The organism is Streptomyces sp. MMBL 11-1 (assembly GCF_028622875.1).
GTDB lineage: Bacteria > Actinomycetota > Actinomycetes > Streptomycetales > Streptomycetaceae > Streptomyces.
In genome coordinates this window covers 5,711,460-5,725,111 of the sequence record NZ_CP117709.1, presented here as the reverse complement: position 1 = coordinate 5,725,111, position 13,652 = coordinate 5,711,460, and the positions used below count along the sequence as shown (strand labels likewise).

At 68.5% G+C, this 13,652-nt stretch carries 13 protein-coding genes; 1 reads left to right on the top strand and 12 read right to left on the bottom strand.

Translation table 11 applies throughout. From position 1 onward, the window contains the following. Nucleotides 1-83 precede the first annotated feature (83 nt). Nucleotides 84-1,958: a glycoside hydrolase family 18 chitinase gene (locus PSQ21_RS25675; protein WP_274033366.1), complete on the top strand. Its 1,875-nt coding sequence runs from the start codon at nt 84-86 to the stop codon at nt 1,956-1,958. Nucleotides 1,959-2,246: 288 nt separating this feature from the next. Here the strand turns inward: PSQ21_RS25675 and PSQ21_RS25670 are convergent, their stop codons facing one another. The 12 genes from PSQ21_RS25670 to glyA form a co-directional block, all read right to left on the bottom strand. Continuing rightward, nucleotides 2,247-2,693 carry a DUF2550 domain-containing protein gene (locus PSQ21_RS25670; RefSeq protein WP_030580933.1) on the bottom strand — a complete coding sequence of 149 codons (447 nt, stop codon included), beginning with the start codon at nt 2,691-2,693 and terminating at the stop codon, nt 2,247-2,249. Between the two features lie 133 nt (nt 2,694-2,826). Then, nucleotides 2,827-3,201, bottom strand: a complete 375-nt coding sequence (locus PSQ21_RS25665) for a F0F1 ATP synthase subunit epsilon (RefSeq protein ID WP_030579816.1) — start codon at nt 3,199-3,201, stop codon at nt 2,827-2,829. A 109-nt stretch (nt 3,202-3,310) separates the two neighbouring features. Further along, nucleotides 3,311-4,753, bottom strand: a complete 1,443-nt coding sequence (atpD, locus tag PSQ21_RS25660; protein ID WP_274033363.1) for a F0F1 ATP synthase subunit beta — start codon at nt 4,751-4,753, stop codon at nt 3,311-3,313. Further along, a complete protein-coding gene (locus PSQ21_RS25655; RefSeq protein ID WP_274033361.1) occupies nt 4,753-5,670 on the bottom strand; it encodes a F0F1 ATP synthase subunit gamma in 918 nt (305 codons plus the stop codon). Before PSQ21_RS25655 ends, atpD begins: the two co-directional genes overlap by 1 nt. A gap of 3 nt (nt 5,671-5,673) precedes the next feature. Further along, nucleotides 5,674-7,245, bottom strand: coding sequence for a F0F1 ATP synthase subunit alpha (gene atpA, locus PSQ21_RS25650; protein WP_274033360.1), 1,572 nt, complete (start codon nt 7,243-7,245; stop codon nt 5,674-5,676). Nucleotides 7,246-7,373: 128 nt separating this feature from the next. Further along, nucleotides 7,374-8,189: a F0F1 ATP synthase subunit delta gene (locus PSQ21_RS25645; protein WP_274033359.1), complete on the bottom strand. Its 816-nt coding sequence runs from the start codon at nt 8,187-8,189 to the stop codon at nt 7,374-7,376. Next, a complete protein-coding gene (locus tag PSQ21_RS25640; RefSeq protein WP_214960095.1) occupies nt 8,186-8,722 on the bottom strand; it encodes a F0F1 ATP synthase subunit B in 537 nt (178 codons plus the stop codon). Before PSQ21_RS25640 ends, PSQ21_RS25645 begins: the two co-directional genes overlap by 4 nt. Nucleotides 8,723-8,759: 37 nt before the next feature. Further along, nucleotides 8,760-8,996, bottom strand: coding sequence for an ATP synthase F0 subunit C (gene atpE / locus PSQ21_RS25635; RefSeq protein WP_003966254.1), 237 nt, complete (start codon nt 8,994-8,996; stop codon nt 8,760-8,762). 94 nt (nt 8,997-9,090) lie between these two features. Continuing rightward, nucleotides 9,091-9,918 carry a F0F1 ATP synthase subunit A gene (gene atpB / locus PSQ21_RS25630; protein WP_003966255.1) on the bottom strand — a complete coding sequence of 276 codons (828 nt, stop codon included), beginning with the start codon at nt 9,916-9,918 and terminating at the stop codon, nt 9,091-9,093. Between the two features lie 200 nt (nt 9,919-10,118). Then, nucleotides 10,119-10,559: a hypothetical protein gene (locus PSQ21_RS25625; RefSeq protein WP_097867623.1), complete on the bottom strand. Its 441-nt coding sequence runs from the start codon at nt 10,557-10,559 to the stop codon at nt 10,119-10,121. Between the two features lie 267 nt (nt 10,560-10,826). Further along, nucleotides 10,827-12,215, bottom strand: coding sequence for an MraY family glycosyltransferase (locus PSQ21_RS25620; protein ID WP_274033354.1), 1,389 nt, complete (start codon nt 12,213-12,215; stop codon nt 10,827-10,829). 132 nt (nt 12,216-12,347) lie between these two features. After that, nucleotides 12,348-13,628, bottom strand: coding sequence for a serine hydroxymethyltransferase (gene glyA, locus PSQ21_RS25615; protein WP_274033353.1), 1,281 nt, complete (start codon nt 13,626-13,628; stop codon nt 12,348-12,350). Nucleotides 13,629-13,652: the final 24 nt, after the last annotated feature.

The window sequence follows — 13,652 nt, the reverse complement described above, 5'->3', positions numbered from 1 at the left end:
CGGGAGCAACCGTACTCAGGGCGGCGCAGGGTTTGCAGTCCACGAATCACCCCCGTTTGTTGGACCTCACCCGAGGAGCACCGTTGAGCACAGAATCCCCCCAACGCCGATCCAGATTCCGATGGGCCCCCGCCCGGAGCGGCCGGTCCAAGGTCATAGCGGGCCTGACCGCGCTGGTCGTGCCGCTGGCCGCGATGGTGGGGCTCGCCTCCCCCGCCACGGCTGCCACGTCGGCCACCGCCACGTACACCAAGAAGTCGGACTGGGGCAGCGGCTTCGAGGGTCAGTGGACGGTGAAGAACACCGGCACCACCGCGCTCTCCTCCTGGACCATCGAGTGGGACTTCCCCTCGGGTACCTCGGCCGGCTCCGCCTGGGACGCCAACCTCACCAAGAGCGGCAACCACTACACCGCCAAGAACCTCTCCTGGAACGGTTCCGTGGCGCCCGGCGCCAGCGTCAGCTTCGGCTTCAACGGCACCGGCTCCGGCGCCCCCACGGGCTGCAAGCTGAACGGCGCCTCCTGTGACGGCGGCTCCGTCCCCGGCGACAACCCGCCCTCGGCCCCCGGCACCCCCACCACCAGCAACGTCACCGACACCTCGGTGACGCTCAGCTGGAGCGCCGCGACCGACGACAAGGGCGTCAAGAACTACGACGTGCTGCGGGACGGCGCGAAGGTCGCCACGGTCACCGGCACGACGTACACCAACACCGGTCTGACCGCGGGCACCGACTACTCCTACGCCGTACAGGCCCGGGACACCGCCGACCAGACCGGCCCGGCCTCCGGCTCCGTCTCCGTGCGCACCACCGGCGGCGGCCAGGAGCCCGGCCCCGGCGGTGACAAGGTCCACATGGGGTACTTCACCAACTGGGGCGTCTACGGGCGCAACTACCACGTCAAGAACCTGGTGACGTCCGGTTCGGCCGCGAAGATGACGCACATCAACTACGCGTTCGGCAACGTGCAGAACGGCAAGTGCACGATCGGTGACGCCTACGCCGACTACGACAAGGCGTACACGGCCGACCAGTCCGTCGACGGTGTCGCCGACACCTGGGACCAGCCGCTGCGCGGCAACTTCAACCAGCTGCGCAAGCTGAAGGCCAAGTACCCGCACATCAAGGTCCTCTACTCCTTCGGTGGCTGGACCTGGTCCGGCGGCTTCACCCAGGCCGCGCAGAACCCCGCCGCGTTCGCGCAGTCCTGCTACGACCTGGTCGAGGACCCCCGCTGGGCCGATGTCTTCGACGGCATCGACCTGGACTGGGAGTACCCCAACGCCTGTGGTCTGACCTGTGACAGCAGCGGTCCGGGCGCGCTGAAGAAGATCTCCGACGCCACCCGGGCGAAGTTCGGCCCGAACTACCTGGTCACCGCCGCCATCACCGCGGACGCCTCGGCCGGCGGCAAGATCGACGCCACCGACTACGCCGGCGCGGCCCAGTCCATGGACTGGTACAACGTGATGACGTACGACTTCTTCGGCGCCTGGGCGAAGCAGGGCCCGACGGCCCCGCACTCGCCGCTGACCTCCTACCCCGGCATCCCGCAGCAGGGCTTCAACTCCGCCGACGCCATCGCCAAGCTCAAGGCACAGGGCGTGCCGGCCAAGAAGCTGCTGCTCGGCATCGGCTTCTACGGCCGCGGCTGGACCGGCGTCACCCAGTCCGCCCCCGGCGGCACGGCGACCGGCCCGGCAGCCGGCACGTACGAGACGGGCTTCGAGGACTACAAGGTCCTCAAGAACACCTGCCCGGCCACCGGCACCGTCGGCGGCACCGCGTACGCCCACTGCGGCACCAACTGGTGGAGCTACGACACCCCGGCCACCATCGGCTCGAAGATGACCTGGGCGAAGAACCAGGGCCTGGGAGGCGCGTTCTTCTGGGAGCTCTCCGGTGACACCAGCAACGGGGAGCTGGTGACCGCGATCCACAGCGGTCTCAAGTAGCGACAACGGTGCTCCCCACGCCGTAGCGGCACGAACGGCAAGCACCACCCCCGGAAAACACCGGGGAGACGGGTCCGCCCCCCGTCTCCCCGGTTTTTCGCTGTGTACGTTCTCCCGTCGGCCGCGTACGCCGGCCGCGCGACGTTGGCCCTCCCCCGGAGTCCGTCCGGAGGAGGGCCAACGTCCAGCGGGGCTTCTCGTCGGCCTCCAGCGGGGCTTCTCGTCAGGCCACGTTGACCCTCCCCCAGAACTTCGTCCGGGGGGACCCCCTACCAGCGGGGCCGACTCCTACGCCACGTTGACCCGCTGGCCGGGCGGTGCCGCCTCCAGCCAGGCGAGGAAGCCGGTCAGGGCGTCCTCGCTCATCGCCAGCTCCAGGCGCGTCCCGCGGTGGAGACAGCCGAGCACGACGGAGTCGGACAGGAGCGCGAGCTCCTCCTCGCCCTCCGGCAGCCGGCGGGCGATCACCTCGATCGCAGAACGCTCCAGGCCCCGGCGGGGGCGAGGAGCGTAGGAGAAGACCCGGAACCAGTCGACGCGGTCACCGCTGTAGCGGGCGACCCCGTACACCCAGCCCTTGCCGAGCGCATCGGGTTCCTCCGACACGTCCCAGCGCAGGCTGCAGTCGAAGGTCCCTCCGGACCGCTGGATCAGCCTCCGGCGCAGGCCGAAGACGAACAGTCCCAACAGGACCGTGACGACGACGGACGCGCCCACCCACAACGCGAGGACCATCTCCACCGACCTCCTCGCATCGTCGAGTAACGAACACCGAAACCGTATTGCACCTGCATCGCCTCAGCCGCGACACGGCTGGATCGCTCCAGCTCGGGCCGCGGCTGAGTAAAGACATCTGTCAGTGGGGGTGCTAGCGCACCGCCACCGCGCGCAGTCGTACGTCGGCGCGCCGCTGGGCAGCGGCGTCCGCGTCCGACTTCGCGAGTTCCAGCGCCCGCTCGGCGCGCTCGACATCGATCTCGTCGGCCAGCTCGGCGATCTCGGCCAGCAGCGACAGCTTGTCGTCCGCGAACGAGATGAATCCACCGTGCACAGCGGCGACGACGGTGCCGCCCTCACTCGTGCGGATCGTCACCGGGCCCGATTCCAGCACACCGAGAAGCGGCTGGTGACCGGGCATGACGCCGATGTCGCCGGACGTGGTGCGCGCGACTACCAGGGTGGCCTCGCCGGACCAGACACTTCGGTCGGCGGCGACCAGCTCGACATGCAGCTCAGCAGCCAAGGGTGGCTCCTCGGGTCACCACCCGGCCGCCCGGCCGGGTGTCGGTTCAATTCTACGGGGCGTGGTGAGGGGGGCGGGACACACCCACCCCCCTCGGTGAGCCGGAGGCTCAGGAGACGCCGAGCTCCTTGGCCTTGGCCTTGAGGTCGTCCAGGCCACCGCACATGAAGAACGCCTGCTCGGGGAAGTGGTCGTAGTCCCCGTCGCAGATCGCGTTGAACGCGGCGATCGACTCGTCGAGCGGCACGTCCGAACCGTCCAGGCCGGTGAACTGCTTGGCGGCGTGGGTGTTCTGCGACAGGAAGCGCTCGACGCGACGGGCACGGTGGACAACGAGCTTGTCCTCCTCGCCCAGCTCGTCGATACCGAGGATCGCGATGATGTCCTGGAGGTCCTTGTACTTCTGGAGGATCCCCTTGACGCGGCTGGCCGCGGCGTAGTGGTCCTGCGAGATGTAGCGCGGGTCCAGGATGCGGGACGTGGAGTCCAGCGGGTCCACGGCCGGGTAGATGCCCTTCTCGGAGATCGGACGGGAGAGAACCGTCGTCGCGTCGAGGTGGGCGAACGTGGTGGCCGGGGCCGGGTCGGTCAGGTCGTCCGCGGGGACGTAGATCGCCTGCATCGAGGTGATCGAGTGACCACGCGTCGAGGTGATGCGCTCCTGGAGCACACCCATCTCGTCGGCCAGGGTCGGCTGGTAACCCACCGCGGACGGCATGCGGCCGAGCAGCGTGGAGACCTCGGAGCCGGCCTGCGTGAAGCGGAAGATGTTGTCGATGAAGAGCAGCACGTCCTGCTTCTGCACATCGCGGAAGTACTCCGCCATGGTCAGGGCGGACAGGGCCACGCGCAGACGCGTCCCCGGCGGCTCGTCCATCTGGCCGAAGACGAGCGCGGTCTTGTCCAGAACGCCCGACTCGGTCATCTCGTCGATGAGGTCGTTGCCCTCACGGGTGCGCTCACCGACACCGGCGAACACCGACACACCGTCGTGCAGCTTCGCCACACGCATGATCATTTCCTGGATGAGGACCGTCTTGCCGACGCCCGCACCACCGAACAGACCGATCTTGCCGCCCTTGACGTACGGGGTCAGCAGGTCGACGACCTTCAGGCCGGTCTCGAACATCTCGGTCTTCGACTCGAGCTGGTCGAAGGCCGGGGCCTTGCGGTGGATCGGCCAGCGCTCGGTGATCTGCGCCTCGGCCTCCGGCTCGTTCAGGATCTGACCGAGGGTGTTGAACACCTTGCCCTTGGTCACGTCACCGACGGGGACGGTGATGCCCGTGCCCGTGTCGGTCACCGCGGCCTGGCGGACCAGACCGTCGGTGGGCTGCATCGAGATCGCGCGGACCACGCCGTCGCCCAGGTGCTGGGCGACTTCCAGGGTCAGCGTCTTGCGGGCGCCGTCCTCGGCCGGGTCGGCGACCTCGACGTGGAGGGCGTTGTAGATCTCCGGCATCGCGTCGACGGGGAACTCCACGTCGACGACCGGGCCGATGACCCGGGCGACGCGGCCCGTGGCAGCGGCCGTCTCAACTGTCGTCGTCATTACTTGTCACTCCCCGCGGTCGCGTCGGCCAGAGCACTGGCACCGCCGACGATCTCGCTGATTTCCTGGGTGATTTCGGCCTGTCGGGCCGCGTTGGCAAGCCGGGACAGACTCTTGATGAGGTCCCCGGCGTTGTCGGTGGCCGACTTCATCGCGCGGCGGCGGGCAGCGTGCTCGGAAGCGGCTGCCTGCAGCAGAGCGTTGTAGATGCGGCTCTCGACGTAGCGCGGCAGAAGGGCGTCGAGGACGTCCTCGGCCGACGGCTCGAAGTCGAACAGCGGAAGGATCTCACCCTTGCGGGTGCTCTCCTTCGCCACCTCGTCGAGCGAAAGCGGCAGCATCCGGTCGTCGACCGCGTTCTGCGTCATCATCGACACGAATTCCGTGAAGACGATGTGCAGCTCGTCGACGCCGCCCTCGGCCGTGTCCTTCTGGATGGCCGCGATCAACGGGGCGGCGATGCTCTTGGCATCGGAGTACGCCGGGTTGTCGGTGAAGCCGGTCCAGGAGTCCTCGACCTTGCGCTCGCGGAAGCCGTAGTACGCGACACCCTTGCGGCCGACGATGTAGGTGTCGACCTCCTTGCCCTCGGAGGCAAGGCGCTCCCGCAGTCGCTCCGCGGCCTTGATGGCGTTGGAGGAGTAGCCGCCGGCCAGACCGCGGTCGCTCGTGACGAGCAGGACCGCGGCCCGGGTCGGGACCTCGACCTCGGTGGTGAGCGGGTGCTTGGCGTTGGAGCCGGTCGCCACCGCGGTCACCGCACGGGTGAGCTCGGTCGCGTACGGCTGGGACGCCGCCACCTTGCGCTGCGCCTTGACGATGCGCGAGGCGGCGATCATCTCCATCGCCTTGGTGATCTTCTTGGTCGCGGTGACGGCTTGGATGCGGCGCTTGTAAACGCGAAGCTGAGCGCCCATCGATCAGCCCTCGCCCAGGAGCTTGCCGTCCGAGGTCTCGAACTGCTGCTTGAAGGCGGCGATCGCGTCGGCGATCGACTGCAGCGTGTCGTCGGACATCTTGCCGCCCTCGGCGATGCTGGTCAGGAGGTCCTTGCGCTCACGGCGCAGGAACTCCAGCAGCTCGCTCTCGAAGCGACGGATGTCCTCGACCGGGACGTCGTCCATCTTGCCCGTGGTGCCGGCCCAGACCGAGACGACCTGCTCCTCCATCGGGAACGGGGCGTACTGCGGCTGCTTCAGCAGCTCGACCATGCGCTTACCGCGCTCCAGCGAGGCCTTCGAGGCCGCGTCCAGGTCGGAACCGAAGGCGGCGAACGCCTCCAGCTCGCGGTACTGGGCGAGGTCCACGCGAAGCCGGCCGGAGACCTGCTTCATGGCCTTGTGCTGGGCGGAGCCACCGACTCGGGAGACCGAGATACCGACGTTGAGCGCCGGACGCTGACCCGCGTTGAACAGGTCGGACTCCAGGAAGCACTGGCCGTCGGTGATGGAGATGACGTTGGTCGGAATGAACGCCGACACGTCGTTCGCCTTGGTCTCGACGATCGGGAGGCCCGTCATCGAACCGGCGCCCATCTCGTCGGAGAGCTTGGCGCAGCGCTCCAGCAGACGCGAGTGCAGGTAGAAGACGTCACCCGGGTAGGCCTCGCGGCCCGGCGGGCGGCGCAGCAGCAGGGACACGGCGCGGTAGGCGTCGGCCTGCTTCGAGAGGTCGTCGAAGATGATCAGGACGTGCTTGCCGTCGTACATCCAGTGCTGGCCGATGGCCGAACCGGTGTACGGGGCCAGGTACTTGAAGCCGGCCGGGTCGGACGCCGGGGCGGCGACGATGGTCGTGTACTCCAGCGCACCGGCCTCTTCGAGCGCACCACGCACGGAGGCGATGGTGGAACCCTTCTGACCGATGGCGACGTAGATGCAGCGCACCTGCTTGTTCACGTCGCCCGAGCGCCAGTTGTCGCGCTGGTTGATGATCGTGTCGACGGCCAGCGCGGTCTTACCCGTCTGACGGTCGCCGATGATCAGCTGACGCTGGCCGCGGCCGATCGGCACCATGGCGTCGACGGCCTTGTAGCCGGTCTGCATCGGCTCGTGCACCGACTTACGGACCATGACGCCAGGGGCCTGCAGCTCGAGGGCGCGGCGGCTGTCGGTCTCGATCTCGCCGAGACCGTCGATCGGGTTGCCGAGCGGGTCGACGACGCGGCCGAGGTAACCCTCGCCGACGCCGACGGAGAGCACCTCACCGGTGCGCTGCACCGGCTGGCCCTCCTCGATACCGCTGAACTCGCCGAGGACGATCGCACCGATCTCGCGCTCCTCGAGGTTGAGGGCGAGACCGAGGGTGCCGTCCTCGAACTTCAGCAGCTCGTTCGCCATGGCGGAGGGAAGACCCTCCACCTTCGCGATGCCGTCGCCGGCAACGCTGACCGTACCGACCTCCTCGCGCGAGGCCGCGTCCGGCTGGTACGACTGGACAAAGTTATCCAGTGCGTCCCGGATCTCCTCCGGCCGGATCGTGAGCTCCGCCATCTGGGTTCCCTGCTCTCCTTGTTGGGCCCGAAGTTTCTTAAGGGGGTCTGGGGGCCGACCCCCAGGAATCTTCTGCAATTTCTGCACGGCCCAACCGGGCCGCTGGTCTTGCTTGTTCTTGCGCTGTGTCAGCCGGCCATGCGCCGGGTCGCCTCTTCGAGGCGCTCCGCGACGGTGCCGTTGATGATCTCGTCACCGACGCGCACCGAGATCCCGCCGAGGACCGCGGGGTCCACGTCCAGGTTCAGGTGCATCTGCCGGCCGTAGAGCTTCGCCAGGGCGTCGCCGAGGCGCTGCTTCTGCCGGTCGCTGAGCGGCACCGCCGAGGTGACGACGGCGACCATGCGGTCCCGGCGCTCCGCGGCGAGCTTGGACAGCGAGTCCAGCCCTGCTTCCAGGCTACGTCCACGGGGCTGGGTGACCAGGCGGACGATGATCCGCTCGGTGACCGGCTGCGCCTTGCCGCCGAGCAGGCTGCGCAGCAGCTCGCCCTTGGCGGACGCCGTGGCCGTACGGCTGGTGAGCGCGGAGCGCAGCTCCTTGTCGGAGCCGACGATCCGGCCGAACCGGAACAGCTCGTCCTCGACGTCGTCGAGGCGGCCGCCGCGCTGGGCCGCGGTGAGGTCTGCGGTGTTCGCCAGTTCCTCGACCGAGTCCACCAGGTCACGCGACTGCGACCAGCGGGACCGCACCAGTCCGGAGACCAGGTCGATGGTCTCGCCGCCGACCTGTCCGCCGAGCAGACGCGCGGCCAGCTCGGCCTTGCTCTCGCCGCTCTGGGCCGGGTCGGTGAGGACCCGGCGCAGGGACACTTCGCGGTGGAGCAGCGCGGTGACCGATGCCAGCTCCTCGGCGAGCTTCGCCGCGTCGACCGACGTGTTGTCGGTCAGCGCGTCGAGACGCTCGCGTGCGGCAGCCAGTGCTTCGCGGCTCGCGCTGTTCATCGGGCGGCCTCGGCCTTCGCCTCGAGCTCGTCGAGGAATCGGTCGACGGTGCCACTCTGCCGGGCGTGGTCCTGGAGGGACTCGCCGACGAGCTTGCCGGCCAGGTCGGTGGCGAGCTTGCCCACGTCCTGGCGCAGCGCCGAGGCAGCGGCCTTGCGGTCGGCCTCGATCTGGGTGTGGCCGGCGGCGATGATCTCCTCGCGCTGCCGCTGACCTTCCGCCTTCATCTCCTGGATGATGACGGCACCCTGCTCCTGCGCCTCCTGGCGCAGACGGGCGGCCTCGTGGCGGGCTTCGGCGAGCTGAGCCTTGTACTGCTCAAGGACGCTCTGGGCCTCGGTCTGAGCCGCTTCGGCCTTCTCGATGCCACCCTCGATCGCCTCGCGGCGCTCTTCCAGGGTCTTGTTGATCACCGGAAGCAGCTTCTTCGAGAAGACGAAGAAGACGATGCCGAAGCAGATCAAGCCGATGACGACTTCAGGCCAGACCGGGAGCAGAGGCATCTGCGGTTCCTCGGCTGCCAGGTACATCATGGTGGACCTTTCGTCGAATGGGGCTACAGCCACAACGTCACTTGACGATGAACGGAACGACGAAGCCGATCAGGGCCAGGGCCTCGACGACGGCGAAGCCGAGCAGCATGTTCTGGCGGATGAGGCCGGCAGCCTCGGGCTGGCGGGCGATGGCCTGCACACCGTTACCGAAGATGATGCCGATGCCGATGCCGGGGCCGATCGCGGCGAGGCCGTAGCCGATGGTGCCGACGTTGCCGTTCACGGCCGCGAGGGTCTCGAAAGCAGCAGACATGTCTGTGGTTCCTTCTCTTGGTGGGTCCGGTGGAAATGGTCTTCGCACCGGGCGACTGGGGATCTGAGGGCGGGAGCCGGGGGCCGGCAGGTCCTCAGTGGGCTTCTTCGAGCGCCTGGGAGAGGTACGTGGCGGTCAGCACGGTGAACACGTAGGCCTGAAGGGCCTGGATGAACATCTCGAACACGGTGATGACGAGCGTCATGATGAACGACGCGCCGGCGTAGACCGTGCCCAGGACGGTGCCGAGCATGTACCAGGTGGCGATCGTGAAGATCAGGATCAGGATGTGGCCCGCGAACATGTTCGCGAAGAGTCGGACAGCAAGCGTGAACGGGCGGACGATGACGTTGGAGATGAACTCCAGCGGCGTCAGCAGCACGTAGATCGGCTTGGGCAGACCGCTCGGGACGCAGAGGTTGCGGATGCCTCCGACGAATCCGTTCGACCGGAACGTCACCGTCATGTACGTGACCCAGACCACCAGCGCGAGGCCGACGGGGTAGGCGATGACGGAGCTGACCGGGAACTGGGCGAGCGGGATGAGGGCCCAGAGGTTCAGGATCCAGACGAAGAAGAACAGGGAGACCAGCAGCGGAACGAAGGGCTCGCCCTTCTTGCCGATGACCTCCTTGGCGATACCTCGGTGGACGAAGTCGTACAGCGCCTCGGCGACCATCTGCAGCTTGCCCGGGACGACCTTCGGCTTCGAGAAGCCGGCCCAGAAGAAGGCCAGGATCGCGAAGGTTCCGATGATCGCGAGCAACATGGGCTTGTTGAACTCGACAGACCCGACAGTGAAGAGCGGGTCGAAGATGAACGACCACACACTGGGAGCTTGGAACCCGCAGTCCTTGAACAGGTGGCAGTTCGTCTCGAAGGCGAGCGTCTGGGCGTCAGTCACCAAGAGCTCCTTCTGCATGGCGCATGGATGCGGCTACCTCGTTGTGTCGGAGCGGCGGGTGGCCGCAGGTCGGCACCGGACTGGTTCTTACGGTGAGGAGGCGGCGGCCGGGCCCGAAGCCTCGCGATGAATCAAGCGACCGCCTTGTTGCCCGCGCTCGCACTACCGCAACCGAGATCGGACGATAGCAGCACGTCGAACATGGCTTTATTCCGCCCCTACTCATCACGATCTCCCCCAGGTCCGCCCGGACGGTTCCGGGCGTCCGCCTCGGGGTCGACGTAGAGGGTCTTGCTCCGGGAGTGCAGCACGGCCTGCGTGGTGATCCACGTGATGACGGCCGCGACCAGCGAGAGGGCGAAGACCTGAAGGTCGAAGAGCGAGGTGTTCCTGATGCTCAGGATGAAGATGAGCAGGAGCACGAGCTGAGCCGAGTAAATCATCAGCCCCATACCCTGGAACAGGTGAGGCATGGTCTTGCCGACCCAGTTGAGCGCCAGCAGCCCGAGCGCCATGAAGACGATCACGACCACGCAGCCCACCGCGGCACCGATCGCCCCCTCGCCACCGGCGAGCAGCCCGCCGACAAGCGTGGCGATGGCGCCCACCGCGGCGGTGGGGACGGCGATGCGCAGCACTTCGCGCATGTCGGACTGCATGGCGGCAGCTCCACTGGTCTGAGGGGAGGAATGGGGCGTCGTCATGGACGAGCGTAGGCCCGGTCCGCGAGGCGGATTTTCGGGCCAATGGACCGTCCTACCAGGGTCCTTCGGCTCCGTCACCGGGTCTCGTGAACGGTATCACAAACTATTTGATGAGGTCTTTACCTCAAAGGTGTGCCAACTGTCACACATGAGAGCTAATCCGTGCGTGTGAGCACGACAAGAGGTCGCAATGTCTGGTAATGCGCCCTGAGTTCCGAATCTTCAGCGCGAGGAGTCGATCGAGTGGTGATCAGGGAACCGCGAACGAGCGCCGATCGCGGTAGCGCCGTTGACGCCGGACACTCCGACCGCCACGGGAGCCCGCTCGTCGGCCTCCTCGTCCATCCTGGCGTCCCCCGGGCCCAGTTGGGCTCCGGAGGTCACGGTCGCCGGCTCCTCCCCGTACGGGAGGGTGGAATCCTCCTCCGCCGACCGGTGGCGGTAGCGGGGCGGCACGAAGCGGTTGGCCCAGTGCGGGGCGCGCGGGGTGAAGCGCGGCATCAGCAGCAGGACGAGGCCCACCGCGCTCGACGCCATGATGACGAAGACGATCCACATCGAGGCCGAGTGCACCGAGTAGCCGACGGCGCCGAAGGCGATGAGAGCCGACCAGAAGTACATGATCAGCACGGCCCGGCTGTGCGAGTGGCCGATCTCCAGCAGCCGGTGGTGCAGGTGGCCCCGGTCGGCGGCGAACGGCGACTGGCCGTTCCAGGTGCGCCGGACGATGGCGAGGACCAGGTCGGCGGCCGGGATCGCGATGATCGTCAGCGGCAGCACCAGCGGGATGAAGACCGGCAGCAGGGCGTGGGTGGCCTCGCGCTCGCTGCCCTCGAAGAGCTTCATGAGGTCCGGGTCGACCTGCCCCGTGATCGAGATCGCGCCCGCCGACAGCACCAGGCCGATCAGCATCGAGCCCGAGTCGCCCATGAAGATCCGCGCGGGGTGCATGTTGTGCGGCAGGAAGCCGAGGCACATGCCCATCAGGATCGCCGCGAACAGGGTCGCGGGGGCCGCCGCCTCGATCCCGTACCCGTACCAGAGGCGGTACGCGTACAGGAAGAACGCCGCCGACGCGATGCACACCATGCCCGCCGCGAGCCCGTCCAGGCCGTCGACGAAGTTGACCGCGTTGATCGTGATGACGACCAGCGCCACCGTGAGCAGCGTGCCCTGCCACTGGGTCAGGGCGACCGTGCCGACGCCGGGGATCGGCAACCACAGGATCGTCAGACCCTGGATCACCATGACGGCGGCGGCGATCATCTGGCCGCCGAGCTTGATCAGGGCGTCGATCTCGAACTTGTCGTCCAGGACGCCGATCAGCCAGATGAGCGCGGCGCCGGAGAGCAGGGCTCTCGGCTCGTTGGAGAGTTCGAAGACGCTGTTCAGGTTGTAGAGGTGGTCGGCGACGATGAGCCCCGCGCACAGTCCGCCGAACATGGCGATCCCACCGAGCCGGGGTGTCGGCTCGCGGTGGACGTCACGCGCACGGATCGCGGGCATCGCCCCGACCGCGATGGCGAACTTACGCACCGGTCCGGTCAGCAGATAGGTCACCGCCGCCGTAACACAGAGCGTCAGCAGGTAATCACGCACGGGCTGCCCCACAGAACTCGCCGGCCATCCAAAAACCACACCCTAGTCTCTGAAACAAGGACTCCACGGTACGGGTGATGGTTGCACAGGGTTCGTGTGCCCCGGATACCGCGGAGTCCGACGCTCCGGGTACCGCGGGCTCCGCTACCCCCGGTACGGCGGATTGCGCGCGGCCAGTGCACGGACCTCCGCCGCGATCGGGCTCACATCGCCCGGCTCCCGCACGGCCGCTCCGAACAGGGCCGCGATACGGGCCATGTCCCCGTCGTCCATCCCCTGCGTGGTGACGGCGGCGGTGCCCAGGCGGATGCCCCGGCCGTCCCCGTACGGCAGTGCGCAGGTGTCCAGGACCATACCGGCCGCCGCCAGCCGCTCCCGGGCGGTGTGGCCGTCGACGCCGAGCGGGGCCGGGTCCGCGACGACGATGTGGGTGTCCGTGCCGCCCGTGGTCACCTCGAAGCCCTCCGCCGCCAGGCCGGCGGCGAGCACCCGGGCACGGTCGACGACCTGGTGGGCGTAGAGGGCGTACGCCGGGGTGGCCGCCTCCCCGAACGCGACCGCCTTCGCCGCCACCGTGTGCATCTGCGCACCGCCCTGCGTGAACGGGAACACCGCCCGGTCGATCCGCCCGGCCAACTCCGCGCCGCACAGGATCATGCCGCCGCGCGGCCCGCGCAGCACCTTGTGCGTGGTGGCGCAGACCACGTCGGCGTACGGGACCGGGCTCGGCGCTGCTCCTCCGGCGATCAGCCCCATCGGGTGGGCGGCGTCCACGATCAGGTACGCGCCCGCCTCGTCGGCGATCTCCCGGAACAGCTCGTAGTCGGGGTGTCGGGGGTAGGAGATCGAGCCGCAGACGATCGCCTTGGGGCGGCGGGCGCGGGCCAGGGCGCGGAGCCGGGTGTAGTCGATGAGCCCGGTGTCGGGGTCCACCCCGTAACCGGCGAAGTCGAACCAGCGGCCGGAGAAGTTGCCCGGCGCCCCATGGGTGAGGTGTCCCCCGTACGGGAGTCCCATCGCGAGCACCGTGTCGCCCGGGCGCAGCAGCGCGGCGTAGGCGGCGAGGACGGCCGAGGAGCCGGAGTGCGGCTGCACGTTGGCGTGTTCGGCGCCGAAGAGGGCGGTGGCCCGGCGGACCGCGATGCGTTCGGCGGCGTCCGCCTGCTCGCAGCCGCCGTGGTGGCGGGCGCCCGGGTACCCCTCGGCGTACTTGTTGGCGAGCGGGGAGCCCAGGGCCGCGAGGACCGCGGGCGACTGGAAGTTCTCGGCGGCGATCAGCTGGAGGGTGGTGGCCTGTCTGCGGGTCTCCGCCAGCAGCACCCCCGCGACCTCCGGGTCCCCGCGGAGCAGGGCGCCGGGGTCCTGGGGCAGGGCGTCGGGCGCGGGCGGCACGGCTGCGGGTGCGGCGGGAGAGGTGACCGGCATGGGAAGGCTCCGGGCCTGGAGGTG

What these genes read in the sequence shown, in the direction of transcription:
- PSQ21_RS25670 (WP_030580933.1), bottom strand. Translation starts at nt 2,693, where the DNA reads ATGGTCCTCGCGTTGTGGGTGGGCGCGTCCGTCGTCGTCACGGTCCTG.
- atpD (WP_274033363.1), bottom strand. Translation starts at nt 4,753, where the DNA reads ATGACGACGACAGTTGAGACGGCCGCTGCCACGGGCCGCGTCGCCCGG.
- PSQ21_RS25655 (WP_274033361.1), bottom strand. Translation starts at nt 5,670, where the DNA reads ATGGGCGCTCAGCTTCGCGTTTACAAGCGCCGCATCCAAGCCGTCACC.
- atpA (WP_274033360.1), bottom strand. Translation starts at nt 7,245, where the DNA reads ATGGCGGAGCTCACGATCCGGCCGGAGGAGATCCGGGACGCACTGGAT.
- PSQ21_RS25645 (WP_274033359.1), bottom strand. Translation starts at nt 8,189, where the DNA reads ATGAACAGCGCGAGCCGCGAAGCACTGGCTGCCGCACGCGAGCGTCTC.
- PSQ21_RS25640 (WP_214960095.1), bottom strand. Translation starts at nt 8,722, where the DNA reads ATGATGTACCTGGCAGCCGAGGAACCGCAGATGCCTCTGCTCCCGGTC.
- atpE (WP_003966254.1), bottom strand. Translation starts at nt 8,996, where the DNA reads ATGTCTGCTGCTTTCGAGACCCTCGCGGCCGTGAACGGCAACGTCGGC.
- atpB (WP_003966255.1), bottom strand. Translation starts at nt 9,918, where the DNA reads ATGCAGAAGGAGCTCTTGGTGACTGACGCCCAGACGCTCGCCTTCGAG.
- PSQ21_RS25625 (WP_097867623.1), bottom strand. Translation starts at nt 10,559, where the DNA reads ATGCAGTCCGACATGCGCGAAGTGCTGCGCATCGCCGTCCCCACCGCC.
- glyA (WP_274033353.1), bottom strand. Translation starts at nt 13,628, where the DNA reads ATGCCGGTCACCTCTCCCGCCGCACCCGCAGCCGTGCCGCCCGCGCCC.